Annotated in this window: 27 protein-coding genes and 1 pseudogene; 5 read left to right on the forward strand and 23 right to left on the reverse strand. The window is 68.0% G+C overall.

Annotation, left to right across the window (positions count from 1 at the left end):
• Positions 1-20 precede the first annotated feature (20 nt).
• The 11 genes and pseudogenes from ACYVJE_RS22125 to ACYVJE_RS22175 all read right to left on the reverse strand — a co-directional run.
• Positions 21-287 (reverse strand): annotated as a pseudogene (locus ACYVJE_RS22125) (IS5/IS1182 family transposase); the annotation flags it as partial.
• Positions 288-385: 98 nt separating this feature from the next.
• Positions 386-1,612 carry a beta-ketoacyl-[acyl-carrier-protein] synthase family protein gene (locus tag ACYVJE_RS22130; protein ID WP_461145979.1) on the reverse strand — a complete coding sequence of 409 codons (1,227 nt, stop codon included), beginning with the start codon at positions 1,610-1,612 and terminating at the stop codon, positions 386-388.
• A gap of 3 nt (positions 1,613-1,615) precedes the next feature.
• Positions 1,616-1,852 carry an acyl carrier protein gene (locus ACYVJE_RS22135; RefSeq protein WP_461145980.1) on the reverse strand — a complete coding sequence of 79 codons (237 nt, stop codon included), beginning with the start codon at positions 1,850-1,852 and terminating at the stop codon, positions 1,616-1,618.
• 121 nt (positions 1,853-1,973) lie between these two features.
• On the reverse strand, positions 1,974-2,738 hold the full coding sequence (locus ACYVJE_RS22140; RefSeq protein ID WP_461145981.1) for an SDR family NAD(P)-dependent oxidoreductase: 765 nt from the start codon (positions 2,736-2,738) through the stop codon (positions 1,974-1,976).
• A gap of 28 nt (positions 2,739-2,766) precedes the next feature.
• Positions 2,767-4,497, reverse strand: coding sequence for an acyl-CoA dehydrogenase family protein (locus tag ACYVJE_RS22145; protein WP_461145982.1), 1,731 nt, complete (start codon positions 4,495-4,497; stop codon positions 2,767-2,769).
• Positions 4,497-6,668: a beta-ketoacyl synthase N-terminal-like domain-containing protein gene (locus tag ACYVJE_RS22150; RefSeq protein WP_461146036.1), complete on the reverse strand. Its 2,172-nt coding sequence runs from the start codon at positions 6,666-6,668 to the stop codon at positions 4,497-4,499. Before ACYVJE_RS22150 ends, ACYVJE_RS22145 begins: the two co-directional genes overlap by 1 nt.
• Positions 6,669-7,034: 366 nt before the next feature.
• The gene (locus tag ACYVJE_RS22155) at positions 7,035-7,412 is read right to left on the reverse strand and encodes a hypothetical protein (RefSeq protein WP_461145983.1); all 378 of its coding nucleotides are present in this window, start codon (positions 7,410-7,412) and stop codon (positions 7,035-7,037) included.
• Positions 7,413-7,786: 374 nt separating this feature from the next.
• On the reverse strand, positions 7,787-8,437 hold the full coding sequence (locus ACYVJE_RS22160) for a GGDEF domain-containing protein (RefSeq protein WP_461145984.1): 651 nt from the start codon (positions 8,435-8,437) through the stop codon (positions 7,787-7,789).
• 81 nt (positions 8,438-8,518) lie between these two features.
• Positions 8,519-8,806, reverse strand: coding sequence for a hypothetical protein (locus tag ACYVJE_RS22165; RefSeq protein WP_459160159.1), 288 nt, complete (start codon positions 8,804-8,806; stop codon positions 8,519-8,521).
• Between the two features lie 83 nt (positions 8,807-8,889).
• Positions 8,890-9,210, reverse strand: coding sequence for a hypothetical protein (locus tag ACYVJE_RS22170; protein WP_461145985.1), 321 nt, complete (start codon positions 9,208-9,210; stop codon positions 8,890-8,892).
• Between the two features lie 35 nt (positions 9,211-9,245).
• Positions 9,246-9,533: a hypothetical protein gene (locus ACYVJE_RS22175; RefSeq protein ID WP_461145986.1), complete on the reverse strand. Its 288-nt coding sequence runs from the start codon at positions 9,531-9,533 to the stop codon at positions 9,246-9,248.
• Between the two features lie 121 nt (positions 9,534-9,654).
• On the opposite strand from ACYVJE_RS22175, the gene ACYVJE_RS22180 reads away from it, so the two are divergent.
• From ACYVJE_RS22180 to ACYVJE_RS22190, 3 genes are all read left to right on the forward strand, one after another.
• A complete protein-coding gene (locus ACYVJE_RS22180) occupies positions 9,655-9,888 on the forward strand; it encodes a hypothetical protein (protein WP_459160162.1) in 234 nt (77 codons plus the stop codon).
• 92 nt (positions 9,889-9,980) lie between these two features.
• The gene (locus tag ACYVJE_RS22185; protein WP_461145987.1) at positions 9,981-10,808 is read left to right on the forward strand and encodes a ParA family protein; all 828 of its coding nucleotides are present in this window, start codon (positions 9,981-9,983) and stop codon (positions 10,806-10,808) included.
• Positions 10,808-11,428: a hypothetical protein gene (locus ACYVJE_RS22190; RefSeq protein ID WP_461145988.1), complete on the forward strand. Its 621-nt coding sequence runs from the start codon at positions 10,808-10,810 to the stop codon at positions 11,426-11,428. The genes ACYVJE_RS22185 and ACYVJE_RS22190 overlap by 1 nt, the downstream gene beginning before the upstream one ends.
• Positions 11,429-11,556: 128 nt before the next feature.
• Here ACYVJE_RS22190 and ACYVJE_RS22195 read toward each other — a convergent pair whose 3' ends face one another.
• From ACYVJE_RS22195 to ACYVJE_RS22230, 8 genes are all read right to left on the reverse strand, one after another.
• Complete coding sequence (locus ACYVJE_RS22195) at positions 11,557-11,742, reverse strand: hypothetical protein (protein ID WP_461145989.1); 186 nt, start codon at positions 11,740-11,742, stop codon at positions 11,557-11,559.
• Positions 11,743-11,764: 22 nt separating this feature from the next.
• Positions 11,765-11,905, reverse strand: a complete 141-nt coding sequence (locus ACYVJE_RS22200) for a hypothetical protein (RefSeq protein ID WP_461145990.1) — start codon at positions 11,903-11,905, stop codon at positions 11,765-11,767.
• A gap of 14 nt (positions 11,906-11,919) precedes the next feature.
• The gene (locus ACYVJE_RS22205) at positions 11,920-12,252 is read right to left on the reverse strand and encodes a type II toxin-antitoxin system PemK/MazF family toxin (RefSeq protein WP_461145991.1); all 333 of its coding nucleotides are present in this window, start codon (positions 12,250-12,252) and stop codon (positions 11,920-11,922) included.
• Positions 12,249-12,476, reverse strand: a complete 228-nt coding sequence (locus ACYVJE_RS22210; protein WP_461145992.1) for a hypothetical protein — start codon at positions 12,474-12,476, stop codon at positions 12,249-12,251. The genes ACYVJE_RS22205 and ACYVJE_RS22210 overlap by 4 nt, the downstream gene beginning before the upstream one ends.
• Before the next feature lie 350 nt (positions 12,477-12,826).
• Complete coding sequence (locus tag ACYVJE_RS22215; RefSeq protein WP_461145993.1) at positions 12,827-14,182, reverse strand: competence protein CoiA family protein; 1,356 nt, start codon at positions 14,180-14,182, stop codon at positions 12,827-12,829.
• 178 nt (positions 14,183-14,360) lie between these two features.
• Positions 14,361-15,710, reverse strand: a complete 1,350-nt coding sequence (dnaB, locus tag ACYVJE_RS22220) for a replicative DNA helicase (RefSeq protein WP_461145994.1) — start codon at positions 15,708-15,710, stop codon at positions 14,361-14,363.
• 189 nt (positions 15,711-15,899) lie between these two features.
• The gene (locus tag ACYVJE_RS22225) at positions 15,900-16,553 is read right to left on the reverse strand and encodes a hypothetical protein (RefSeq protein ID WP_461145995.1); all 654 of its coding nucleotides are present in this window, start codon (positions 16,551-16,553) and stop codon (positions 15,900-15,902) included.
• 1,072 nt (positions 16,554-17,625) lie between these two features.
• Positions 17,626-17,868: a hypothetical protein gene (locus ACYVJE_RS22230; RefSeq protein ID WP_461145996.1), complete on the reverse strand. Its 243-nt coding sequence runs from the start codon at positions 17,866-17,868 to the stop codon at positions 17,626-17,628.
• A gap of 167 nt (positions 17,869-18,035) precedes the next feature.
• Between ACYVJE_RS22230 and ACYVJE_RS22235 the strand changes: the two genes are divergently transcribed.
• A complete protein-coding gene (locus ACYVJE_RS22235) occupies positions 18,036-18,371 on the forward strand; it encodes a DUF6247 family protein (protein ID WP_461145997.1) in 336 nt (111 codons plus the stop codon).
• A gap of 19 nt (positions 18,372-18,390) precedes the next feature.
• Here the strand turns inward: ACYVJE_RS22235 and ACYVJE_RS22240 are convergent, their stop codons facing one another.
• Entirely contained in the window at positions 18,391-18,663 is a 273-nt protein-coding gene (locus ACYVJE_RS22240) for a hypothetical protein (protein ID WP_461145998.1), read from the reverse strand.
• Positions 18,664-18,709: 46 nt separating this feature from the next.
• On the reverse strand, positions 18,710-18,895 hold the full coding sequence (locus ACYVJE_RS22245) for a hypothetical protein (RefSeq protein WP_461145999.1): 186 nt from the start codon (positions 18,893-18,895) through the stop codon (positions 18,710-18,712).
• Between the two features lie 168 nt (positions 18,896-19,063).
• Between ACYVJE_RS22245 and ACYVJE_RS22250 the strand changes: the two genes are divergently transcribed.
• Positions 19,064-19,720 carry a 2'-5' RNA ligase family protein gene (locus tag ACYVJE_RS22250; protein ID WP_461146000.1) on the forward strand — a complete coding sequence of 219 codons (657 nt, stop codon included), beginning with the start codon at positions 19,064-19,066 and terminating at the stop codon, positions 19,718-19,720.
• 44 nt (positions 19,721-19,764) lie between these two features.
• Here the strand turns inward: ACYVJE_RS22250 and ACYVJE_RS22255 are convergent, their stop codons facing one another.
• Together ACYVJE_RS22255 and ACYVJE_RS22260 are read right to left on the reverse strand one after the other, a co-directional pair.
• Positions 19,765-20,586 carry a hypothetical protein gene (locus ACYVJE_RS22255; RefSeq protein WP_461146001.1) on the reverse strand — a complete coding sequence of 274 codons (822 nt, stop codon included), beginning with the start codon at positions 20,584-20,586 and terminating at the stop codon, positions 19,765-19,767.
• Positions 20,587-20,627: 41 nt separating this feature from the next.
• Positions 20,628-21,467 (reverse strand): sigma-70 family RNA polymerase sigma factor, encoded by an 840-nt coding sequence (locus ACYVJE_RS22260; protein ID WP_459160177.1) that lies wholly within the window; start codon positions 21,465-21,467, stop codon positions 20,628-20,630.
• Positions 21,468-21,555: the final 88 nt, after the last annotated feature.

Genomic DNA, 21,555 nt, shown 5'->3' on the forward strand with positions numbered 1-21,555 from the left:
CCTAACGTCCCTCAGAGCCCCTAACGCATTTGGGTTGGGAGTCGGCGCCAGCTGATGAGGCTGTTGGCGAGGTCGAGGAAGCCTTGGTGGATGTCGGTGCGGCGTTCCCATCGGGTGGCCAGGCGGCGGAATTGGTGTAGTAGCGCGAGGGTTTGTTCGACGACCCAGCGCACGGGCTGGTTGTTGTCGCGGGTTCCGCGGCGGCTGATCAGCGGACGGATGCCGCGGTCTCGTAAACGATCTCGATAGATGTCGTAGTCGTAGCCACGGTCGGCGACCAAGGTCTCCGGCTTACGGCGGGGCCGCCCGACATGGCACGAGTCGTTTTCTGTCGGCTCTCACGCTACATGACGACACGTGACCGTGTTGTTATTATCCGTCGCTTTCATGGCGGGGTGAACGCTAAAACCGCGTTGTGCCCCCCGAACCCGAAACTCGTCGACAGGGCCGCGGAACACGTACTCGGACGAGCCTGGTCAACAACCAGGTCCAGGTCCTTCGCCGCGTCGCACGGCGTGCGGAGGTTGGCGGTCGGTGGCACGGCCCCGTATCGCAACGCCACCGCGGTGTAGGCCGCTTCGATCGCTCCTGCGGCGCCCATCGTGTGCCCCGTGACGCCCTTAGTCGAGGACACCGCGGCGTTCGACGCGGTGTCGGCGATGACCCAGGCCTCGACACCGTCCCCGGTGGGGGTGGAGGTGGCGTGCGCGTTCACGTAATCCACGTCCCCGACAGCGAGTCCCGCGTCACGGCACGCGTCGCCGATCGCGATCCTCGCGCCGCGTCCGTCGGGATCCGGGGCGGTGACGTGGTACGCGTCGGCCGTGTCCCCGTGGCCTGCGAGGTGCGCATACGGTCTGGCGCCGCGGGATGCGGCGTCGCGCGTTCGTTCCATCGTGAGGATCCCGGCGCCTTCCGCCAGGACGAACCCGTCGTGCGACGTGTCGAACGGACTCGAGGCGAACGTGGGCGGGTAGCCCTTCGCCCGCGACAGGGCACGGAGCTTGTCGAACCCGGAGATCGTGAGCGGTGTGACGCTCGCGTCGGCCCCTCCGGCGATGACGATGTCGGCGCGGTCGGTGCGCAGCATGTCCAAGGCCATGCCGAGGGCGGTCGCACCGGACGCGCACGCGGTGGAGGTGATCAGGTTGGGGCCGGTCGCGCCGAGTTCGAGCGACAATACCCCGGCGGTCATGTTCACCAGCCCTTTGGGCAGGAACCGGGCGGTGACCCCGTCCCCGGCCGCATGGCGTCGGTGGTTGTCCTCGAAGGTGGATTGTCCGCCGAATGCGGTGCCGATGATGACGGCGACGCGGGCGTCGTTGAGCTCACCGCTGGGGATGTTCGCTTCGTTCAGCGCGGCGTGCGCTGCGACCAGCGCGAGTTGGGTGCTGCGGTCGTAGTGCCGGGACACCTTGCGGCCGGTGAGCCGGTCGGCGTCGAACGTGTCGGGCACGGTGCTGGCGAACGTGACGGGGGCACCCGTCAACGCGTCGAGTTCGCGGGTGGTGGGGTTGCCCGCGCACACGGTGGTCCAGTTCGCGGCCCGTCCGATCCCGGCGGGGGTGACGAGCCCGATCCCGGTGATGGCTGCGGGTTCGGCGCTGCTCATGGATCACGCACCTGCTTTCGTGGTGATGAGGGCGAGCACCTGGTCGAGGGTGTTGCGGCTGGTGAGTTCGTCTTCGCCGACGGTGACGCCAAATGTCTCTTTGAGGATGTCGGCGAGTTCGACGGTGGCCACGGAGTCGACACCGAGGTCTTCGAGTGTCTTGTCGGGGGCGATGTCGTCGGAGAGGACTTCGAATTGGTCGGTGAGGATGGTGGTCAGCGTGGTGAACGTGTCGGACACGGCTTCTCCTCCTGTGTCGTCGTGTGGTGGGGAGAGCACCGGTGCCTCGCGGGGTTCCGCAGCGTCCCGAGGCGCCGGTGCCCTCTGCTCCGGCTGTTGCCGGAGGGCTGTTGGGCGAAGGTCAGTACTGGGTGAATCCGCCGTCGATGGACAGCGCGGTGCCGGACACGGCCGCACCCTGCGGGGACACGAGGGTGTGCACCAGTGCCGCGACTTCGTCCGGTTCGACCATCCGGCCCAGGTCACCCGTGTAGTGCGTGGCTGCGGCGCCGAAGTCCGCGCCGCTCGTCTCGATCGCGCCTTGCAGTTCGCGGGGGATCATGTCCGTGTCGGTGATGCCGGGGCACACCGCGTTCACCGTCACTCCGCGGGTGGTGACCTCTTTGGCGAGGGTTTTGGTGAACCCGATGATCGCGTGTTTCGTGGTGGTGTAGCCGGCGAGTCCGGCCGCTCCGGTTTTCCCGGCGATGGACGACATGTTCACGATGCGCCCGTAGTCGCGGGGGAGCATGTGGGCGAGCGCGGCGCGGCACGCCCAGAACGTGGAGTTCACGTTCAGCTGGAATGCGCGGTCGAGCGCGTCGTCGGCGGCGTCGGTGATGTGGTCTCCGCTGTCGGTGACGCCTCCGGCGTTGTTGATGAGGACATCGATCCGTCCGTGGTCGGAGACGGTGTCCTCGATAAGCCGGTGCACGTCGTCGCGGCGGGTCACGTCGGCGGGGATGAACCGCGCCCGTTCGCCCGCGTCGAGGGTGGCGATGGCTTTCCGCCCGCGGTCGGGGTTCCGTCCGGAGATGACGACCGTGTGTCCGGCGTTGGCGAGGTGTCGTGCGCAGGCGAGTCCGATACCGGAGGTTCCGCCGGTGATGACGGCGACGTCTCCCATGACCGAGTTTCCTTTCCGTGCGCGGGTTTCACTGGGGGAAGAGGCTGGTGATGTGGCGGATGTAGTCGCCGCGTCCGATCCACCCGCCGACACGCCCCGGGGGTGCGGCCATCGCGTCGAGTAGCGCGGGCAGGTGGTGGTGCAGCTCGGTGGTGGCGTCGTCGCGGGTGGTGTGCAGCGCGTCGAGGTCGCCGGGACGCATGGTGCCGTGGTTGAGGTGCCAGGCCGCGTCGTCGAGGAGCAGGTTCACCCCGTGCAGCCGGAGCGCGGTGTACGCAGCCGGATCCGCAGTGGTGGTTTCTTCGTGGATGCGACGGTGCAGGTGGGTGCGGGCGAGCGTTTCCAGTTCGCCGAGCAGCGAATTCCAGGCGAACGGGTCGCCTGCGTCCGCGGGTGCTTGTTCGGCTACGTGTTCGCGTAAGGCGCGTTCCTTCCGCCCGAGCATCCGCAGCACGACGTGCGGCTCGCCCCAGTCGCCTCCGTTCACCGCGGGCAGCGCGGGAGCACGCTGATCAGCGGCGAGCTGTTTGCCCGCCTCCAACAACAGGAGCCGGTTGTCTCCCCCGGCTGCGTGGAACGAGCGGGCCATGTCCTCGAACACGGCCACGCGGTTGACGTGCAGCACCCCGTGTACCCCGCACAGCCGGCGGCATGCGCCGGCGACCGTTTCGAGGGCTTCGCTGGCGGCGACCTTCACGAGGGTGCGGTCGCGGTTGGCCGCCACCCAGGGGGCGTAGCCCACCGCAGCGCCGTCGCCGTGCGAGGAGCGACCGCTGCGTTCGGCGGTGAAGTCGTCGCGGACGCGGTTGAGGAACCCGTGCAGCACGGCCACCCGGGACACCACTGTCGCGAGCTCGCAGCGGTGGGTGGAGAACTCCCCGACCGGCCGGTCGGCCCCGCCGAGACGTCGTCGTGGCAGAAACCGCGTCGTGGTGGCCACGGTGGCGCGGGCCGCGGCGGTCAACGCGACCGACGCGGACACGAGCGCGGTGCCCACCCCTGACAGGGACCGGCCGAGGCGCTGGTGCGCGTCGAGCGGGTCGGCCACGGCCCCGTTTTCGTCGATGCGTGCCCCGCCGGCGAGCCAGTAGTCGCGGGGGATTGCGGCGTGATGGAACCGGATCGCCGCGTAGTCCAACGGGACCGGCGCACCACCAGGCACCGCGCGAACCTGCGCTTGCGGGTGGGGGAATCGGAACGCGAAGGCGTGCACCCCGTGGTCGACGCCGCCTGCGATCAACCGGGCGTTGACCACGGCCACATGCACCACCCCGGTGTGGGCGACGTTGGGCATGACCTTCACCGCGTCGTCCTCGGGGGTGTGCAGGCGGAACGTGTCGGAGGTGGGGTCGTAGTGCGCTTCGGTGCGCATCGCCATCTGTGACCCGCCGCGTCCGGCTTCGGTGGCCAGCACGGTGCCGACCGCGTCGGCGGTGTCCAATGCGTGGGCGAGCGCGTCGAGAGTGGTGCTGTGCTCGTCTCCGCCTTCGACGAGCGCGGTGGCGCACACGCCGTAGTGCACCATCGCCGCGTGCATCAGCGCGGGGTCGACCGTCCCAGCCCACTCCATCGCGGCGAGTAGCCGTTCGGGCTGGTGATACACCTCCCGCGCCGGGCCGACCTGGCGGGCGAGGTGCTGCAACCGCCGGTAGGTCAGTCCCGCGCTGCCATCGTGGTGATGGAAGTCCGGATGTGACAGGAGTTGGTCGAGTTCGGCCCACACCCGAGGTCGGGTGCCGTGCCAATCGCGGAGGAGCATCAGCGGTCCCCTTTCGGCAGCCAGTACGAGGCGAGATGCCACATGCGCTGGGAGAACCGGGCTCGCGGGAGTCGTTGCCGCGGGGCTGGGGAGACGATGGCGTGCCCGTTCACCCCGGACAGGCCGAAACTCGACACGCCCGCCCGGGGCCGTTCGGTGTCGGGCCACTCGGCGAGTTCGGTCGCCACCCGCAGCCCGGAGGTGCTCCAGTCGATGACGGGGTTGAGGTGGTTGACGTGCAGCGACGGGGGGATCTTGCCGCGCTTCAGTGCGAGCACGGTCTTCATCAGCCCGGCCGCGCCGGCGGAGGGTTCGGCGTGGCCGATGTTGCTCTTGACCGAGCCGACGTAGCAGGTGCCGCCGTGCGTGCCGTACACCTCGTGCAGCGCTTGTAGCTCGACCGCATCGCCCACGCGGGTGCCAGGCCCGTGCGCTTCGACATATCCCACATCGGCCGGGCGGCATCCGGCGTCGTCCAGCGCGCGCAACGCCATTTCCCGCTGCGCCTTCGTGGAGGTGGTGACCATGTTCTTGCTGGTTTGCCCGTTGGCATTGATGGCTGTGCCGTCGAGGACCGCGTGGATCGGGTCGGCGTCGGCGAACGCGTCGGAGAGTCTCTTGAGGACGAACGCGGCCACACCTTCGGCGCGGATGTAGCCGTCGCCGCTGGCGTCGGCGAACGCGCACCGGCCGTGCAGCGAGAACGCGCGGGACAGGCCGGGTGAGGGGCTGCCGTCGGGGTTAAGCAACAGGTGCGTCGACCCGACCACGGCGGTGTCGACCTCACCGGTGCGGAGCGCGCGGACCGCGTTGTGCACAGCGACCATCGACGCGGAGCACGCGGTGTCGAGGGTGACGTTGGGGCCACGCAGGTCGTAGGTGTACGCCAACCGACCCGACAGGAAGCTCTTCAGGCCGCCGCCGGAGAGGCTGCGCATCGTCGCGCCCATGCCCTGCTGCGACAGGTCCCAGTAGTCGGAATGGGATTCGGCGACCCACACCCCGGTGTCGGGGCCGGCGACCTCGCCAGGATGCAGTGCGGCGTCGTCGAGTGCCTCCTGGGTGGTCATGAGCAGCAGCCGCAACCGGGGGTCGGTGCGTTGTGCTTCGTGCGCGGCGAAACCGAAGAAGTCGGCGTCGAACAGGTCCACCGCGTCGAGGAATCCGCCAGTGCTCATAGCGGGTGTGGCGCGGCGAGGGCGCTCCGAGGGGACGGCGCGCACGGCGTCGCGTCCCTCGGACAGCAGCGACCAGAACTCGCCGGGCGAGGAAGCGCCGGGGAAGCGGCAGCCCATGCCGACCAGCGCGACCGGTTCCGGGGTGGATCCTGCGGTGGTGCCGGTGCGGAGTTCGTCCGCGACCAGGGGGACCACGTTCGCCGGTTGGTGGGGCAGGAAGTGTCCGCCGGTGGTCAACCGGATCGACACGTCGCGGGTGGTTTCCGCCTGCCACGCGGGCAGGTCGTGGGTTTCCACCAGCGGGTCGGTGGTGCCGTTGATGACGCTGATCGGACGGTTGAGCGTCACCTCGCGCGGGGTGTAGTCGCCGACGACGTCGAGGTCTGCGCGGAGCGCGGGCACGTTCGCCGCGATGCTGGTGCGGTCCGACGGCGGCGCGCCGCCGAATTCGATGACCTTGTCGACGAGCTCCTCATCGGAGACATGGTGGAAGCTGGCGAACCGGCGGCCTTCCAGCCGTGGTGGTGGGGCGGACAGGACCACGAGCCGTTCGGGTTGCGGAGCTTCCGGGTCGGGGGCGAGGTCGGTGGCGACGGCGTGGGCGACCCACGCACCCATCGAGTGGCCAAGGAGCGCGAATCGGCCGGGGATGTGGGGGATGACCTCGCGTATCACGGTGGTGGCGAGGGTGTGCATATCGGTGATGTGTGGTTCTCGGCTGCGGTAGCCGCGTCCGGGCAGGTGTATCGGGAGTAGGTCGATGCCGGGGATGCGCCAGTCGTCGAACACGTTCGCCGGTGCTGCTGAGTAGGGGAAGCAGAGGACGTGTAGTGGGCTTTCGGGATTGGGTTCGCGAGTGAGCCACGGCGTGTCCGGCATGGTTCCTCGTTTTCGCCGGGTTGTTGATCTTGCCAACACGGAAATGTTTTCGCGCTCCTGACGTGATGTGGAACCGCCATTCGTGGCCACGTGTGGGTTGTGCGATGTGAGCATCTTCTCGTGGATGACCTGGTAATTCCGGTATATTCCACTGTCGCGACCTCGGTGTACTCCCCGTCGCGAGCAGCGTTGAACTCGGCGATCACCGCCCGCTCCGCCACCGGATCGGTCAACAATGAGTGAACACCAGATGTCGCACGGCTCTCGGCGCCGGGGAATCGAGCAAAGTCCACCGAAATTGCAACGCGGCGAGCAAATACCACACGGTTTATTCCCTATCTTACTTCGCGCTGGAAGCGCGACCCTCACGGCGCGGCAGGGGACCACGAACCCCGCACACCCAACCGAACCTGACCAGGAAACAGGCTCCAGGTGTAAGCACCCGGGACCTGTTTCCTGACGACGGCGAACCGTTCGAGATCACCACACGACGTCGGTCCGCCCGATGGGCACGTAGCCGTGGTGTCCGATGGGACGCAGGCCGTTGGTGATGCTGCACTTACCGTGCTTGGGGCCGTCGTGGCTCACGGTGGCAAGCGCGGCGAGCGCGCGAGAGGCGAGGCGATCGCGGTAGCGCATCCACGTGCCGACTTCCTGCTGATACAGCTCCTGCAGGGCGGTGGTGGTGTCGCCGTCCACAGCGTCGCCGAGTCGTTCGAGCGCGGCCCACCAGGTCGAGAGCATCACCAGGCAGTCATCAACGGTCGGGCCGCTGTCGCTGTGGAACTCCGCGTCGGCCAGGGCATCCGGGATGCCACTGATCTCGTCGGTGTAGCGGGCGTGCGCGTCGTCGCTCACGAGGGGTTCCTTCCTGGGTTGGTGCCGGCTGCTGGCGGGACGACCCTCCCGCCAGCAGCCGGCGGGGGCTTACTTCCGGGTGCATCCGGTGCGCATGATCTGGTTCGCATCCGCCAGAGGGGTGCCGCATCCCGCACAGGTCGCGACGAACATCAGAGCGGGCGCGACCGTGAACCCTGTCAGCAGCGAGGATGATCCGCGTAGCATTGCGCGTGCTCCCTTTCCATTGAGGAGTAGGCCCGAGACGGGACCGGCGAGTCGCATTGCAGCCCCGTCTCGGGCCGCCCACCGACCGTCCCGGTGGGCACCGCCCCACGCAGCGCGGACGTCTGCGCGGGACCGACCCCATCGAATGTCCTGCTCTCGGCGAGGGGTCAGGCTGCGTCGCGGACCCGGGCGATCGGCGAGTCCACGGGCACCGGGTTGCCATCCAGGTAGCTGTACGACAGCCACGGCACGCGGTGCACGCGCTTGGCGCGATACATCGCGAGGTCCGCCTGGTGCATCAGCGCAGACCGGGTGGTCTCGACCGCGCTGGCCCCGCGATGCCGGTGCGCGATGCCCATGGAAAACGCTGCGCCGGACCGGCGTTCCAGCTCCGTGCTCCAGTCCTCGAAGACGTCGGCGCGCGCGACCGCGTCGGAGGGAACTCCGCCGGCCACGGCTACGACGAACTCGTCGCCGCCGATCCGGCCCACCGGGCTGTTCGGAAACGTCGCCCGCAGTGCGGTGCCCATGCTGCGGATGAGCATGTCGCCTTCGTGGTGGCCGAACGTGTCGTTGGCCTGCTTCAGCCCGTCGAGGTCGACGAGCACGATCGCGGCACGGCGGCCGTGCCGCCGCAGGACGGTGTCCGCGCGGCGTTCCCACGCGTCGCGGCGCAGACATCCGGTGAGCGGGTCGCGTTGGGCGTCGGCGACGACGCCGTGCAGGTGGACGGCGTGGGCGGCCCAGCCGAGCAGGGCGGCGCCGGCGAGGGCGGTGCTGGCCACGGTCGTGGCGCGGGAGGTACTGAGTTGAGACACTGGTTTCGCTCCTTTGCGGAGTGGCCCCGGGCCGCGCCAGTAGGCGACCAACCGGCGGCGCGGCCGGGGTTCTTTTGTGTTTCAGCGTTCGCGGGTCGTATCGCAGTCGACGTGCATACGTCGTTCGATGACGGCGCGGGCCACGTCGCGGCGGGAGCACCCGCCGGGTAGCCGGCCGGTGGACGAAAGTTGGCGATACCACCGGTCGACCAAATCGACGAACGCCTCGCGGGGCTGCCACACCTCGGTCGGGCGGATCATGGCCGAGGAGGCCCACCCGTCGCGGCGGAGTACGTCCTCGATCTCGGCGACGTGCTCGTCGGCCAGCAGCCGGCGGATGACCTCGAATTCGTGTTCTTCCTGGGTCACGGCGGTTCCCCTTTCTGCTGTGCCCGTGCTGGGCAGGAGGGCGTGCGGCGCGGTGTCCGCACGCCCGGCCAACCCGCACAGGGTCAGCGCTGGGGAGACCCGGCGAGTTCGGAGCAGATCCGCTGCGCATCCGGGTAGGCCATCGGGTCGTGCGGCTTGTAATCGAGCACCGTGGTGCCGTCGCAGACGGCGGTGACCCGGCCAGGGGCTGGCTCCGGGGCGACGCCGGGGGTGTCGGGCACGATCGGCACCACCGGGTTCTCCCCGTCGGCGGGAGCGGGGTCCGGTACGTCGACCTCGGGCACCTCGAACTGGGGTGCACTATCGGGCGGGGGCTGTTCGCAGCCGACGAGCACCAGCGCGGCAAGTCCGACGGCAGCTGTGGCGAGGAGGGCGCGGCGCACGGTGGATTCCCTTCGACTCGGCCTGCAGAGGGGCATCAGAGGTTGGCGACGCGGGAGGCGAGGTAGCCGGCCGGCGATTCGGCGCGTTCGGCGATGAAGTCCAGCTCCGGATCGCTCAGGGCGAGGGCGAGCTTCTGGAACTGCTCGGTGACCTGCTCGCGGGTGCCGTCGGTGGTGGCGTTGTGCAGGTTGTGGGCCAACGCGGCGAAGGGGTCGTCGTGGTCATTGAGCAGTGCCTGGGCGACGTCGTCGCTGTCGGGCTGCCCGGCATAGGTGCCGTGAATGAGGTCGGCGACGTGCTCAAGGAGTGCGGAGCGGCGCATGGCTGTCCTCCTGGTCGATCTCGGCGCGTTCGAGTACCTACAGTAGGGGTATACCCTAACGTTGGTCAAACCCCATATGTAGATAATTTTCCTACCCTAGGGTTCATGTACACTGCAGGGCATGACCGACCGCGATCCCCACACGCTCGGATGGGCCGCCTACGGCATGGCGCGGTGGCTCGACGACCGCGACCAAAACCATCCGCTCCGCCGCGAAGAGCTGTTCACCACGCACGAGAAGACCGAAGCCGTGCGCAAACTGGTGCAGCGACTTACCGACGCCGGCGTGCTGACCGTCGAGCGCGGTCAGAGCGCGTTCGGGGAAGGCAGCCCGCGGCTGTACCGCACGCACTGAGCCCGTCGCGCGCAACGAAGAGCGCCCCGGCCGGAACGAGATCCGGCCGGGGCGCTTCATGTTCGACGCTACGACCGGGCAGGATCACGACCATGAGCGATATCGAGATCCGGCCCGGCCAGTCGCTGGTCGTGGCCACATGTAATCAGAAGGGTGGGGTCGGGAAAACGACCTCCACGATCAACCTGGGGCGCGCGTTGGCCCGCTTGGCGTTGCGCGTGCTCGTGGTCGACCTGGACCCGCAGGGCAACGCCACATCCGCGCTCTCCGCAGATGACCTCGCCGAGGACGCGGCCGGTGTGGCCGATGCGATCGCCCCCGGTTCCGCGGTCGCGCTGACCGAGACGGTTGTGGCGACGATCTGGGACGGGGTGGAGCTGGCGCCGACGCCGAGCACGTCCCGGCTTACGGAAGCGGCCGACCTGATCGATTCGATGCGGTTCGGCCGTGAACGGGTGGTGGCGAACGCGCTCGCGCCGGCCGTTGAGGACTACGACGTGGTGCTGATCGACAACTCGCCGAGCCTGGGATGTTTGCTGGTTGCGGCGCTGACCGCAGCGCACACGGCACTCGTCGTCACCCAGGCCGAAGAGTGGTCAGCGGACGGGCTGGCCGAGTTGCACAACACGATCGACCTGGTGGCCAAACACCACAACTCCGCGCTGACGGTGGCCGGCCCGTTGGTGAACGGCTGGCGCGGCACCGCGCAGAACAAGCGGGTGGCGGCAGACCTCGCGGAGTACTACGGCGAGTCCGGATGGCTGGCCGAAGGTGAGCGTGTGCCGATGTGGGCACCGATCTCGGATCACGTGAACGCCGGCGTGGGCTTGGACGTCGCCCGGGAAGCGCGGCTGCGGAACCTCGCGGAGACCTACGACCGGTTCGCGCGCCGCCTGGTCGGTGAGGGGGTGCGTGGCTGATGGCGTTGGAACCGCGACGGAAATCCAAACTTTCCGGGCGGCATCCGGCCGCGCCGGAGTCCGCCGAGTCTGACTCGGACCAGCAGAAGAACGAGCCTGACGCGGCCGTGACCAGCAATGATGACGGTTCTTCGCGCGGGCGCGCGGGTCCCGCGCGTCCGGACGCGGGTTCCGCGCGCCCGGGTGTCGGGCGCGCGGGCTCCGGGACCCGGGAGTCGGATCCCGGGAACCGGAACCCGGCAGGCGACAACCGGGACCCGGCACCCGGCAGGCGGAAGGCGGAAGGCGAAACCCCGGATCCGGGACCCGAGAACCGGGTGGCGGCACCCGACTCCCCGGTCCCGCCTTCCGGTCAGGCGGGCGCCCCAGAGGCGGGTGCCGGCAGGCGCGTGCAATGGACGCAGGACGCGAAAACGGTGCGGGCCGAACTCACCGCGTGGGTCGCCGCGCTACGGAAGGCCGACACCCGGGCGGCGGAAGCGCGGCGACTCATCGAGGACGGAGCCGTGCCCGGCGATCAGGCGCGGGTGATCGTCCGACGGGTGGCGGACCAGACCGGGATGCCAGTCGCGGAGGTGGCGGCCGCGGCCGGACTGGACCCGGCCGATCTGGACGGCTGAGATCGTTTGTGCCGTTTCGGGGCACCCTCGGGTGCGGCGCGGCCGTGATCGTCGCTGTGTGGCGACGCTGGACGGCAAAACGGCCCCTCCCCGATCTCGGGGAGGGGCCGCTGCGTGTCCGGGAGCGGTCAGCGCTTGGACTGCATCGCCTGGGCCTGCATCGCGGTCTGCGCGACAAGCGCCATCGTCTGCGCCGCCACGTGCCACTCGTCCGAACCGTCCCGGGCCTTGTCCCAGTCTTTGTAGGCCTGGTCGTAGATCCGGCCCATGCGGTGTTCCAGCTCGTCCGGGTTCATGCGCCAGGGGGTGGCCATGGTGATCCTCTCTCGGTCGGGGTTACTGGGGTTGTTGCCTCTGCCGGCGGTTGCGGCGGGCGCGGGCAACGGTGCGTTCGGCAGCGTCCTCGTAGGGGTAATGCGGGTTGTCGACGACGGCGGCGACGTAGGCCGCGTCGAGGTAGTCGTCCTGCTCAGACATCGCCGGCTCCTTGGCTACAGCGCCAGCAGGTAGCGCAACACGCGGGCAGTCTGGTCGAGCGTGTCCGCATCGCAGATGCCGATCTTGGTTTGTACCCGCTGGATGGAGATGGTGCGAACCTGTTCGCACAGAGCCCACGTGGGCTCACTCAGCCCGGTAGCCGGTCCGGACACCGGAATGTGCGTGGGCCAGTCCCGCAGGCGCGTCGTCAGCGGGACCGTGGTCACCAGCTGCGGCAGTGCGGCGATCGCGTCATCGCTGGAGACGATGAGCACGGGCCGGTGGCCGGCCTGTTCGCGGCCAACTCCCGGATCGGGGGCGGCCCACCACACCTCGCCACGCTTCACTGGTCGTCCTCGAACGGTCCGGCCAACCACTGCTCCCGCTCGGCTCGCTCCGCTTCGGTTTCGGGCTCGGCGGCCACCTGCCGGCGCAGCTGCTCGAAGAACTCGGAGCGGTCGAGGGCGTCGAGGGCGCGGGCGAGCACTTCGGCTTGGCTGACGTGTTCGCGCCGCGCGTGCCGCTGCACACGGTCCCGCAGATGGGGCGGCACTTTAATCGTCGTGGTCATACTCCACAGGATACCTTAAGGATTCCCAGTGCGGATACCTTGACGGCCGAGCGCGCCGGGTGTTGGTCACGTTGTGTCGACTTCCGCAGGGGTTCCGCGGCGGGTTCCGCAGGGGTTCCGAACGGGGTTCCGGACCCCTGCGGAACCCCGGCTCTCGCGCGCGGGCGACGCGCGTCGCGCCGCGATGGTGCGCGGGGGCCACGAAACGGCCGCTCTCGTGGGCGCGTGCGGGTTCCGCGGGTTCTGCGCATGCACGGTGCGCATCCGAGTTAGATTCAGTCGGCACTGAAAACACAGGCGTACTCGAGATGGGAACGGCCGTTCGGGCGGGGGTCTTTCAAGGAGCGCGGTCAGACTCGGACGGTGGCAATCTGGTCGAGCGTCACGTCCTGCTGGCCGTAGACGGTCCGGCCCAGCTCGTCGGTGTCGATGTAGCGGACGTCGTAGACACGCTGGCCGAACTCGGTGCGTGTGACCGACCGGACCATCCCGGTGCGCAGTTGGTCGTTCTCGCCGTGGAACGTGATCTGATCCCCGCGGAGCAGATCGCGGTCGAGGTCCACGCGAGCGTCCAGCTCTCCATGCCAGTCCAGGTCGGCAGGGTCGGCTGCCGGGCGGTGTCGCTGCGTGCAGTACGGCTTTCGGGGGCGGAAGTCGTCGACCGAGAGGTCGCCGTACAGCTCTTGGAACCAGGCGAAGTGCTCGTCGCCGATGTCGGCGTCGTCGGACCAGGTGATGATCGGGATGCCGCTGGAGCGCACGCTCGGCATGGGGATCCGGGTTTCGCGCACGTCGCCGCGGGCGACCATGCGGGCGAACTCCTCCAGCGGAATCGTGACGCGTCGCTCCTGGCGCCCGTGCTGGACGTCTTCGCCACTGAGCGTGAAGTCGCTCTGGAAATGCCCAGGGCACGCCTTCTCTCGCGTGAGACGCTTGTACCAGCACTGCGTGCGGTCACAGGTGCGGAACGCGATGCGCTGGACCACGACGTGGTAGCCGTACTCGCTGGTGCGTTCTTCGAGGGTGCGCTGCCAGCCGTCTCCGCGAAGCCCTTTCCGTCGCTCGAGGGCGTGCAGGTAGGGCACGAACTTCTGCCAGCGTTCGCTGTCGCGCAGGCTGGACCAGATCGGGGTGTAGCCGTCTTCCCGTAACAGGCGGGTGCGTCGCGACGCAGCTCCCGCGGCCAGTGACGAGAGCTGGATCTCCAGCCCGTAGCGCCGCCCGTCGTAGTCGGCGGTGATGTCGGGCTGGCTGCGCAACGACCGGCTTTTGCGTTCCATGGCCACGGTCATGCCGGCCCGGTCGTACGCGTCGGCGGTCACGCGCTTGAGCTGCTTGTGCTTGTCCGATTCGGGTGCCGGCTCGTCGTAGCGGCACGTGCTCCCGTCGCCTTCACCTCGGTGATGGCGGAAGTGCAACCCCGGCCCGTGCGGGTTGCGGTCGAGCTTCATCGGGTGCTGATCGGGGCAGAACACCACCCGACGGCCGCGATAGAACCACTGGCCGTCGGAGTTCTTCGGCGACTTCTCGTGCAACGCCTCCTGGTGGAACTCCGGACGGTCGGGCTGGCCGCAGTCGGGCACACGCGCGTCGACGAGTTCATTGCGGTGGAACGTGTCGAACTGCGACGCGTCGTCAACGGCAGCCCCGGCGAGGTACTCACCGAACCCGTCGGGTGGGCGGGTCGCGTAGGCGGTGAACGCCATGCTGGCCTCCTGAGCGATCTCGGTGCCGCCCCGAAGTGTCCAGCGATCACCGACACTCGTGATCACTCCGCCGAATCCCCTGAGCACATGCGCTTTCCCCGGCCGGTGTACGGCGTTGGCAAACACGCAAAAGGGCCACCCGGAATCCGGGCGGCCCTTCCGGCGGGTGGGCGCGGAACTACTCCGGTGCCATGTCGACGAAGCGGGAGTAGTGCAGCTGGTGCGCCACGGTCACCGTCGAGGTGGGCCCGCCACGGTGCTTGGCCAGGATGAGATCCACCTCGCCCATACGCGGATCATCCCGCTCGGCCGCGTCGGGCCGGTGCAGCAGGAGCACCGCGTCGCTGTCCTGCTCCACCGCGCCGGACTCACGCAGATCCGCCAACCGGGGTTTCGTGTCGGTGCGGTTCTCTGCGCCGCGGTTGAGCTGCGAGACCGCAATGATGGGGATCTCCAGCTCTTTGGCCAGCAGCTTCAGTCCGCGGGAGATGCTGGCGACTTCCTGTTCGCGCCGTTCCGCTCGCCCCGACGAGCCGACGAGCTGCAGGTAGTCGACCACGATCAGGCCGAGGTTCATCGTGCGGGCCTGCTGCCGAGCGCGGCTGCGGATCTCGGCGACGGTGATGTTGGCCGTGTCGTCGATGGCCAGCGGCGCCTCGACGACACGGGAGTAGGTGCGGGCCATCCGCACCCAGTCGTCGTCGCTCATCCCGCCTTCGCTGTCCATGTCGGCCGCCCGCACCCGCGATTCCGCGGACAGCAGCCGCTTGCCGAGCTCGTCGCGGCCCATCTCCAGGGAGAAGATCAGCGTGGCCTGGCTGTGCTTGATTGCTGCAGCACGGGCCATGTCCAGCGCGAAGGTGGACTTGCCGATGCCGGGGCGGGCGCCGATGACGATGAGCTGGCCCGGTTTCCAGCCGTTGGTGACATCATCGAGGTCGGCAAACCCGCTGGGCAGGCCCGGAGCCACGCGGCCTTCCTGCGTCTGTTCCAGCCCGGTCCACACGCTCGGCAGCACGTCCGCCAGCAGCGGGGCCGTGGTGGTGGTGTGCTGGTGGGTGATTTGGTCGAGCCGGCTGCGGGCCGCATCCACGATCGCCGACAGCGACTCACCACCGGTGCGGGCGAGCTGGCCGAACGTTTCGCCCAACTCGCCGAGGACGCGCCGTTCGGCGTACTCGGCGACGATGCCCGCGTGGTGCTGCCCATCGGTACCAACCTGCACCATCTCCAGCAGCGTGTGCAGATAGGGCGCACCGCCGGCCTTCTGCAACTGCTGCCGCCGTTCCAGCTCATGAGCCACGCTGACCGGATCGGTGGGGCTGGCCGCATCGTCGAGGTCGGCGATCGCCGTGTAGATCGCCTGATGAGCCGGGCGGTAAAAGCTCGCGGGGGTGAGCATGCCGAGCACGGCTTCGCGTGCCTCGCTGCTCCACATCATCGCGCCGAGCGTGATCTGCTCAGCCTCGAGATCGTGCGGCGGCACAGCGGTGTCGTTGTCATGGGTACGTTCGTCTACGCTGGTCATAGCCGGTCCTTTCCGGTCTGATGGATGCCCGGTCGGGGGGTCGTTGGCGCGAGTCCCGACCGGGCTATTTCATTTCTGGCTGAAATTGGCTTTCTGTGGCTTGCCTGAACCCCTGACGAGGCCCGTGGGGGCCCTAAGAGCATTTCGGCCGCTGCAGCGGCTACATGCCCCAGCAATCGGGGTGTCTGATCACGCGGCTGACTCGGGCGGCCGGCGCCGGCGTTTGGGCTTCGGCGGAATCCGCCGGCCCTGCTCGTCCCGTTCCAGTTCCAGACGCTCCTCTACCTCGGCCACATCCATCGCAGGGTTGTAGTCCGGGTGGCACGCCGAGCACCGGTATCCATCGCGCCCCAGCCGGAACTGCTTCAGATCCGCCGCCATCGAATGCCCGCCGTTGCATTCGCCGCACCAGGGCGGCAGCACCTCGCCAGTACGCCGATCCACGGGACCCGCCGGCTCTTGCCCGGACCCGCCACCGGACGTTTGGTCGTCCTCGTGCTGCTCGTCACCACCGGACAGCTCGCCCGAGATCCGCTCGGACCGGGGAGCCAGCTGGAACCGGCCCAACCGGTGACCCTCGCGGAACCGCGTGATCACGAACTTCACCGGATCGCCCTTGCGATGCGTCAGGGCATTGACTCCCTCGGTTCGCAGCCGCTCGTGATCCCAGCCGAACTGCTGTTCGGCGTAAACCATGGCGTCGACGACCTGGCGGGCTTCTGCAAGCGCCAGCGAATCACCCGGCCACGGCAGTCGGGTGACGAGCTCGGCGAGGTCGGGGCGGTCTTCGAGCGGGTCGCCCGCCGCCGCGGCAGCGGCGGGCGTGCCCGCGTTCGCATTCATTTCAGGGGAAACCCCCGAAGGGGGTTCCCCTTCAATTCCAATTCCGCGCCCGCGCGACAGGCCCTCGTGTGGGGGCCTGGGTGTGACCTGGGGATTCGTCTCCAGGCCCTCGTGTGGGGGCCTGGCGTCCGAGTCCAGGCCCTCGTGTGGGGGCCTGGGTGTGACCTGGGGATTCGTCTCCAGGCCCTCGTGTGGGGGCCTGGCGTCCGAGTCCAGGCCCTCGTGTGGGGGCCTGGGTGTGACCTGGGGACTCTCAGATGGGTCGAGATATCCAGTCCAGCTCCGCTGTACCCGCGGAGTCCCTCGCGACGAGTCCTTCGGAGTTGCGTCCCGGTCGGCGCAGAACTGCTGTCGCGCCTCCTCCAAGTCGCGCGGACCGACGTAGTGTGTCGGCGGGTCGAACCGTAGCGCGTACACATCCGGAAGGACCTCGTTCGTCTTCGGGTCACGGCGCCTACGACGGCGCCCGCGCTGGTCCGGGCCGCCGTCGAAAATCACCAGAAACCCAATGGCGACGAGCTCGTTCAGTAGTGGTTGGAGCTTGTCGGGGCGGCGTCCGTCGACCCACCAGGCGAGGAATTGGCGGTCGAGCACGGGCGCCTGGTCGCCGTGTACACGGTGCGCACCGATGATCAGTGGGGTGACCAGGGCGCGCGCTGCAGGGGAGATGCCGGAGCAGTCGACCCATACGGGGGTGGTGACGGCGGTCGGGCTGGCCATCCACGCACCGCGGATCGGGGTGGGCGCGTCGTCTGCGCTGGAGTTTTTGGGGTTGACTACCAAGGTCGGGGTCCTTCTCGGTCGGTGCGTCCGTCCCGAGCCCCGTGCTGCTAGGTAGTGAACGTCGTGTGGCGCGCGCCGCTAGCGGTTGCAACACCCGCAGCGGTGTGCCTTACACTGAAAGCGTTCGTTACCCAGCAGCGCTGGGCTTGGGGCCCCGCTCCACTGGTCATGCCGGCCAAAGCAAATCCCAGTGGGCGGGGCTTTCTTCATGTCTTGTGCTGCTCAGCGGCGGTGTGGATCGGCAGGCCGACGACCTCACCCGCTCACCGTGCAGCGTGGTTCGATCACATTATGCCGCTTGGCTCAAGCTGTCCTCGTTCGCAGCCTGTTTGGCGGCAACGTGCTCCTTGATCCGCTTGCGCACGCTGGGGACGCGCAGGATCTCCTCCCATAGCTCGGCGGAGACGAGTACGGCTTCGGTGGGGCGGCCGCGTCGCTTTCCGTTCACGACGTCCGTCGGCTCGCCAGACTTGGCGGCCTGGTGCAGAACACCGCTGATGTTCTGATTCAGCTCGCTGACGGTGACCCGCATGACGTCCCCTTTCCTTGCTGGCGGGTTGATCATAGCACCGAAATAGCAATATGCAAGTTGGCGTGTCTCTGCCTTATTCGCTGCGCAGAGCTGCAATACTCCTCGCGTTGCTAAGGTTGTTATCGAAGCACTCGGCGGTGTCGGCGCTCCGCGCTACGCTCACGCGCATGTCCAATGACCCGCGGGCGATCCGCGATCAGATCGCCGAGATCGACCTCGCCACCGCGGAGCAGTTCGACGGCGACCTCGCCCGCGCCCGCAACTCCAGCAGCGATGACGACCTGCAGCGCACGCTCGACCTGTGGCAGCGGGTGGCCGACCGGATGGCCCGTCCGGACATCCCGGCCGGCGGCGCGACCGCCGAGCAGCTGTGCCAGCGCCTCGGCGTGTCCCTGGTCGAGGCCGAGCGCATTCGCGGGCGCGTGGTCACCACGCTCGCCACCGGCGAGCCGCCGGCTGGCACGGTCACGTGGGAGGAGCTGCGGCGTCGGCTCGGGTGGTAAATATACCCAGCGCACAGCTTTACTGGTTGATGAGTTTGCCGTAGCGCTGGCGTGCAGCCTCGCCCGTTGTGCCGATTAGGTTCCCGATCGTGCCCCAGGCGTATCCAGCTTCACGGGCTGCGGCGACGGCGTCGACGAGGGCACTTTCCGCGGTCGCTCGCTGACGCACCGCGTTACGCAGCAGGTCCAGAGGCTGCGGGTCGTTCCAGTCGCTCGGGCGAGGTTCGTACTGTTCGAACGCGTCTGCGATCTCTTCTTGATGGTCAATGATTTCTTGCAGCGTACGGGGCATGGTTACCTCCGAAGGAACTTACGCCGGGCGGGCATGGCGTGGGCGATCACCGGACCGCGGTCGGACTGGAGCAGTCCCCTTCGAGGAGCCGTCCGGCCTGGTCGGGGCCGATGAGCATGGTCATCTCGTCGGTTTGTTCGATGGCGTCGAGGTAGTTGCGGTAGGCATGCAGCATGTCGTCGTCTGCGATGCCGTGCTTGCGCGCGCTTGGCAGGAGGAGCGGTTCCCGCATTCCAAGTTACCTTGTCATATCGGCTGCGGCCAGAGTGCCGGAACCACGATGATCGCGCTCTGCGCTGCACAAACAGTAACGCCCCGGCCGAATCGGCCGGGGCATTCGCATGGCTCCAGACGGTCAGCCGGAGCGGAGAGAACGCGTGACCAGCTACGCTGATCAGTGATGGATGATTTTTTCTCCGGTCCAGACTGGTCAGGCCCGCAGCTACATGTCTATGCAGTGCCAGGGGCGCCGGTGCAGAACCACCTCGCGGAGGTGCAGGCGCACATAGGAGACGCCGCCCCTTGGGGAATGGCCTGGTCGCCGCCGCAGTGGGCACATGCCACCGTCCAACGCCTCAACGCCGTCCCGGAGGAACTCGACTCGGGTGCTCTGCAGGACCTGACAGCCCGCCTGCGGCGTGCGTACGCCACGCTCGCTCCGATGGTGTTGACCATGGGGCTGCCCACGGTGGGGCGTCGCGCCGTTGAATGCTGGTGCACCAGCACCTCGTGGGAGGCGCTGTGCGCTGCAACTCGCGCGGCAATCGCGGACGCCTGCCCGGAGATTTTGCCCCCGCCAGGGCCGGAGCAACACCCGCACGTCACGCTGGCCTACGGAACGGGACCAGAGGAAGCAGACGATGACACGCTGCAACACACCCTCGACACGACAACACCGGCATCAGCGCCTCCAGTTGAGATCTCTGCGCTGGACCTGGTGAGCGTGCACCGCGGCTCTGCGCTGGGGTACTTCTGGTGGGACACCATCGAGCAGATCCCTCTGGGTGACAGCGCGGGCCGAACTGAACACGAAACTGATCTCCGAGCGCACACATGAACGCCCCCAGCCGGAAGTCCAGCCGGGGGCGGTTCTCTTGAGGTTCAACTCCAACAGTTCGCGATCACAGCCGTGGCGTCATCCGTCTTTTTATTCCTGGGCACGGACTTGCCAAGAGAGTCATCCCGCTCCGCCTCGCGGACTGCATTGATCGTCTGTGCTGGCCCGTGGCGGTGGAGCTGGTCGAGCAGGTCACCCGCGTCGGAGGCGAGTCCGAAATCGAGAGCGCGACCGACTCCGTCGGAGTACACGGCGAAGCTTTGCGCTGCTCTGCGCTGCACAGATCCCGTAAGTGCGTGCTTGGCCGCAGACGGGTCGACGCTGGCGATCCAATAGCCACCCTCAACGTTCCGCGCCGCCAGCTCCTTCGGCTTCATCGCGTGGATCGCGTCCATCTTCCCGTCGGTGCCGAGGAGATGCCGATCGCACTCAGCGCGCTCCTCCTGTGCTGTGTAGCTGACCCGATCATCCGAGGTCACGCAGACGCCATCGTTGATGGTGTCGACGAGCACGGTTACGTCGCCGAGGCTTGCCCAATCGAGTCGATCGCCGGTGTCGCGCACGATGCCGATTGCCGCTGACGGAGTACCTGGATGAGTCAGGTCGCAGGTGTCTGAGTGCTGGTCGACGACGTGCTCGATCGCCTGCTTGATCGCCGCCGGAAGTGGGGTGGCAACGTTCTGCGCTGCAGAAAAAAGCGTGGACCCGAGCTGGCGCACGAACCATGGGAGTCCGTGTACACATCCGGTGTCGGTGCGGATGGTGGCACCGTCGAGCACAACCACGACGGTTTCGCTGGCGACCCACCAGTCCTCGTTCGGCTTATCGTCGTCGCTGGTCAGCGTGTATCCGGTCAGAGTCGTCATGGCAGGGCTCCTGAACGTGCCGGTTGGTGAAGGCGTGCGGGTTAGCGCACGTACATCTCTGTGGCAGCTTCGGTGTTCGTGATGCTGCGGTCTCGGTCACCGTCGTATTCGCAGCGCACGACCATTGAGAATGGTCTAGCGCGTGCCTCGTGGTAGATCTCGGCCAGGTTGTCGACGAGGTGCTTCGCAACGCCGTGTGTTCCAGCGGCGTGGATCCCAGCCAGGTACAAGAAGGTCCCCTGTCCGTCCGGACGAGGAAGGCGACCGAGGTACGCGTAATCGCCCGCCCTCCCGTTGTCCTGCGGAGACCGATACTCCGTTCCAGTGGACTGGTCGAATAGGAACCGGCCGCGCTCGTCTTCGGCGAACCGCACGTGTTGGTCGCTAGCGAGGATCTGCTTAATCATGGGCAGGACCTTCGGCGAACCCATGACCACCAGCGATCCGCGGTTCAGGTCCACCAAGCCAGGAGAGGGCACAACCTCTCGTGCGCAGGACAGACCGAATCCGTCGCACGCAGCTTTGATGATGTCGTACGCCTCCGCCGCGTCCCTGCTGATCATGTCTGACGGCTTGCCACCCACGTCGCTCTCCTTGGAGCCGAGCGAAATGGTGACCTCGCTGCCGTCCGGGGAGAGCACGGCGCGCTCCGGGGCGGGGGAAGACGAGAGGATCCGCCCGATCCGCGAGTGATGTTTTCCCAGCGCACGACCTAGATCAGACTTGGTGTACCCCTCGCTGATCGCTTGCTCCAGCGCCTCGCGCCGGTGACGCGCGACTTCGCTTTGAAACTCGGCTACTTCAGCATGCAGCTGGTCGGCAGCTATGGCCCTGTCGAGAACAGCGCCACTTAGCACGTCCTCAGGGATCTCAAAGCCCATGTCTACACCTCCTGCGCTGCAGATACATATTTTTCGCTAGCCAGCACTTGACTATTGCGCTAGGTGGCACGCTATGGTCTGTGCCAGC

The sequence above is a fragment of the Salinifilum aidingensis genome, from assembly GCF_054782015.1.

What these genes read in the sequence shown, in the direction of transcription:
- ACYVJE_RS22130 (WP_461145979.1), bottom strand. Translation starts at nt 1,612, where the DNA reads ATGAGCAGCGCCGAACCCGCAGCCATCACCGGGATCGGGCTCGTCACC.
- ACYVJE_RS22140 (WP_461145981.1), bottom strand. Translation starts at nt 2,738, where the DNA reads ATGGGAGACGTCGCCGTCATCACCGGCGGAACCTCCGGTATCGGACTC.
- ACYVJE_RS22145 (WP_461145982.1), bottom strand. Translation starts at nt 4,497, where the DNA reads ATGCTCCTCCGCGATTGGCACGGCACCCGACCTCGGGTGTGGGCCGAA.
- ACYVJE_RS22150 (WP_461146036.1), bottom strand. Translation starts at nt 6,668, where the DNA reads ATGCTCACATCGCACAACCCACACGTGGCCACGAATGGCGGTTCCACA.
- ACYVJE_RS22175 (WP_461145986.1), bottom strand. Translation starts at nt 9,533, where the DNA reads ATGCGCCGCTCCGCACTCCTTGAGCACGTCGCCGACCTCATTCACGGC.
- ACYVJE_RS22180 (WP_459160162.1), top strand. Translation starts at nt 9,655, where the DNA reads ATGACCGACCGCGATCCCCACACGCTCGGATGGGCCGCCTACGGCATG.
- ACYVJE_RS22185 (WP_461145987.1), top strand. Translation starts at nt 9,981, where the DNA reads ATGAGCGATATCGAGATCCGGCCCGGCCAGTCGCTGGTCGTGGCCACA.
- ACYVJE_RS22190 (WP_461145988.1), top strand. Translation starts at nt 10,808, where the DNA reads ATGGCGTTGGAACCGCGACGGAAATCCAAACTTTCCGGGCGGCATCCG.
- ACYVJE_RS22195 (WP_461145989.1), bottom strand. Translation starts at nt 11,742, where the DNA reads ATGGCCACCCCCTGGCGCATGAACCCGGACGAGCTGGAACACCGCATG.
- ACYVJE_RS22200 (WP_461145990.1), bottom strand. Translation starts at nt 11,905, where the DNA reads ATGTCTGAGCAGGACGACTACCTCGACGCGGCCTACGTCGCCGCCGTC.
- ACYVJE_RS22210 (WP_461145992.1), bottom strand. Translation starts at nt 12,476, where the DNA reads ATGACCACGACGATTAAAGTGCCGCCCCATCTGCGGGACCGTGTGCAG.
- ACYVJE_RS22215 (WP_461145993.1), bottom strand. Translation starts at nt 14,182, where the DNA reads ATGGCGTTCACCGCCTACGCGACCCGCCCACCCGACGGGTTCGGTGAG.
- dnaB (WP_461145994.1), bottom strand. Translation starts at nt 15,710, where the DNA reads ATGACCAGCGTAGACGAACGTACCCATGACAACGACACCGCTGTGCCG.
- ACYVJE_RS22225 (WP_461145995.1), bottom strand. Translation starts at nt 16,553, where the DNA reads ATGAATGCGAACGCGGGCACGCCCGCCGCTGCCGCGGCGGCGGGCGAC.
- ACYVJE_RS22230 (WP_461145996.1), bottom strand. Translation starts at nt 17,868, where the DNA reads ATGCGGGTCACCGTCAGCGAGCTGAATCAGAACATCAGCGGTGTTCTG.
- ACYVJE_RS22235 (WP_461145997.1), top strand. Translation starts at nt 18,036, where the DNA reads ATGTCCAATGACCCGCGGGCGATCCGCGATCAGATCGCCGAGATCGAC.
- ACYVJE_RS22240 (WP_461145998.1), bottom strand. Translation starts at nt 18,663, where the DNA reads ATGCCCCGTACGCTGCAAGAAATCATTGACCATCAAGAAGAGATCGCA.
- ACYVJE_RS22245 (WP_461145999.1), bottom strand. Translation starts at nt 18,895, where the DNA reads ATGCGGGAACCGCTCCTCCTGCCAAGCGCGCGCAAGCACGGCATCGCA.
- ACYVJE_RS22250 (WP_461146000.1), top strand. Translation starts at nt 19,064, where the DNA reads ATGGATGATTTTTTCTCCGGTCCAGACTGGTCAGGCCCGCAGCTACAT.
- ACYVJE_RS22255 (WP_461146001.1), bottom strand. Translation starts at nt 20,586, where the DNA reads ATGACGACTCTGACCGGATACACGCTGACCAGCGACGACGATAAGCCG.
- ACYVJE_RS22260 (WP_459160177.1), bottom strand. Translation starts at nt 21,467, where the DNA reads ATGGGCTTTGAGATCCCTGAGGACGTGCTAAGTGGCGCTGTTCTCGAC.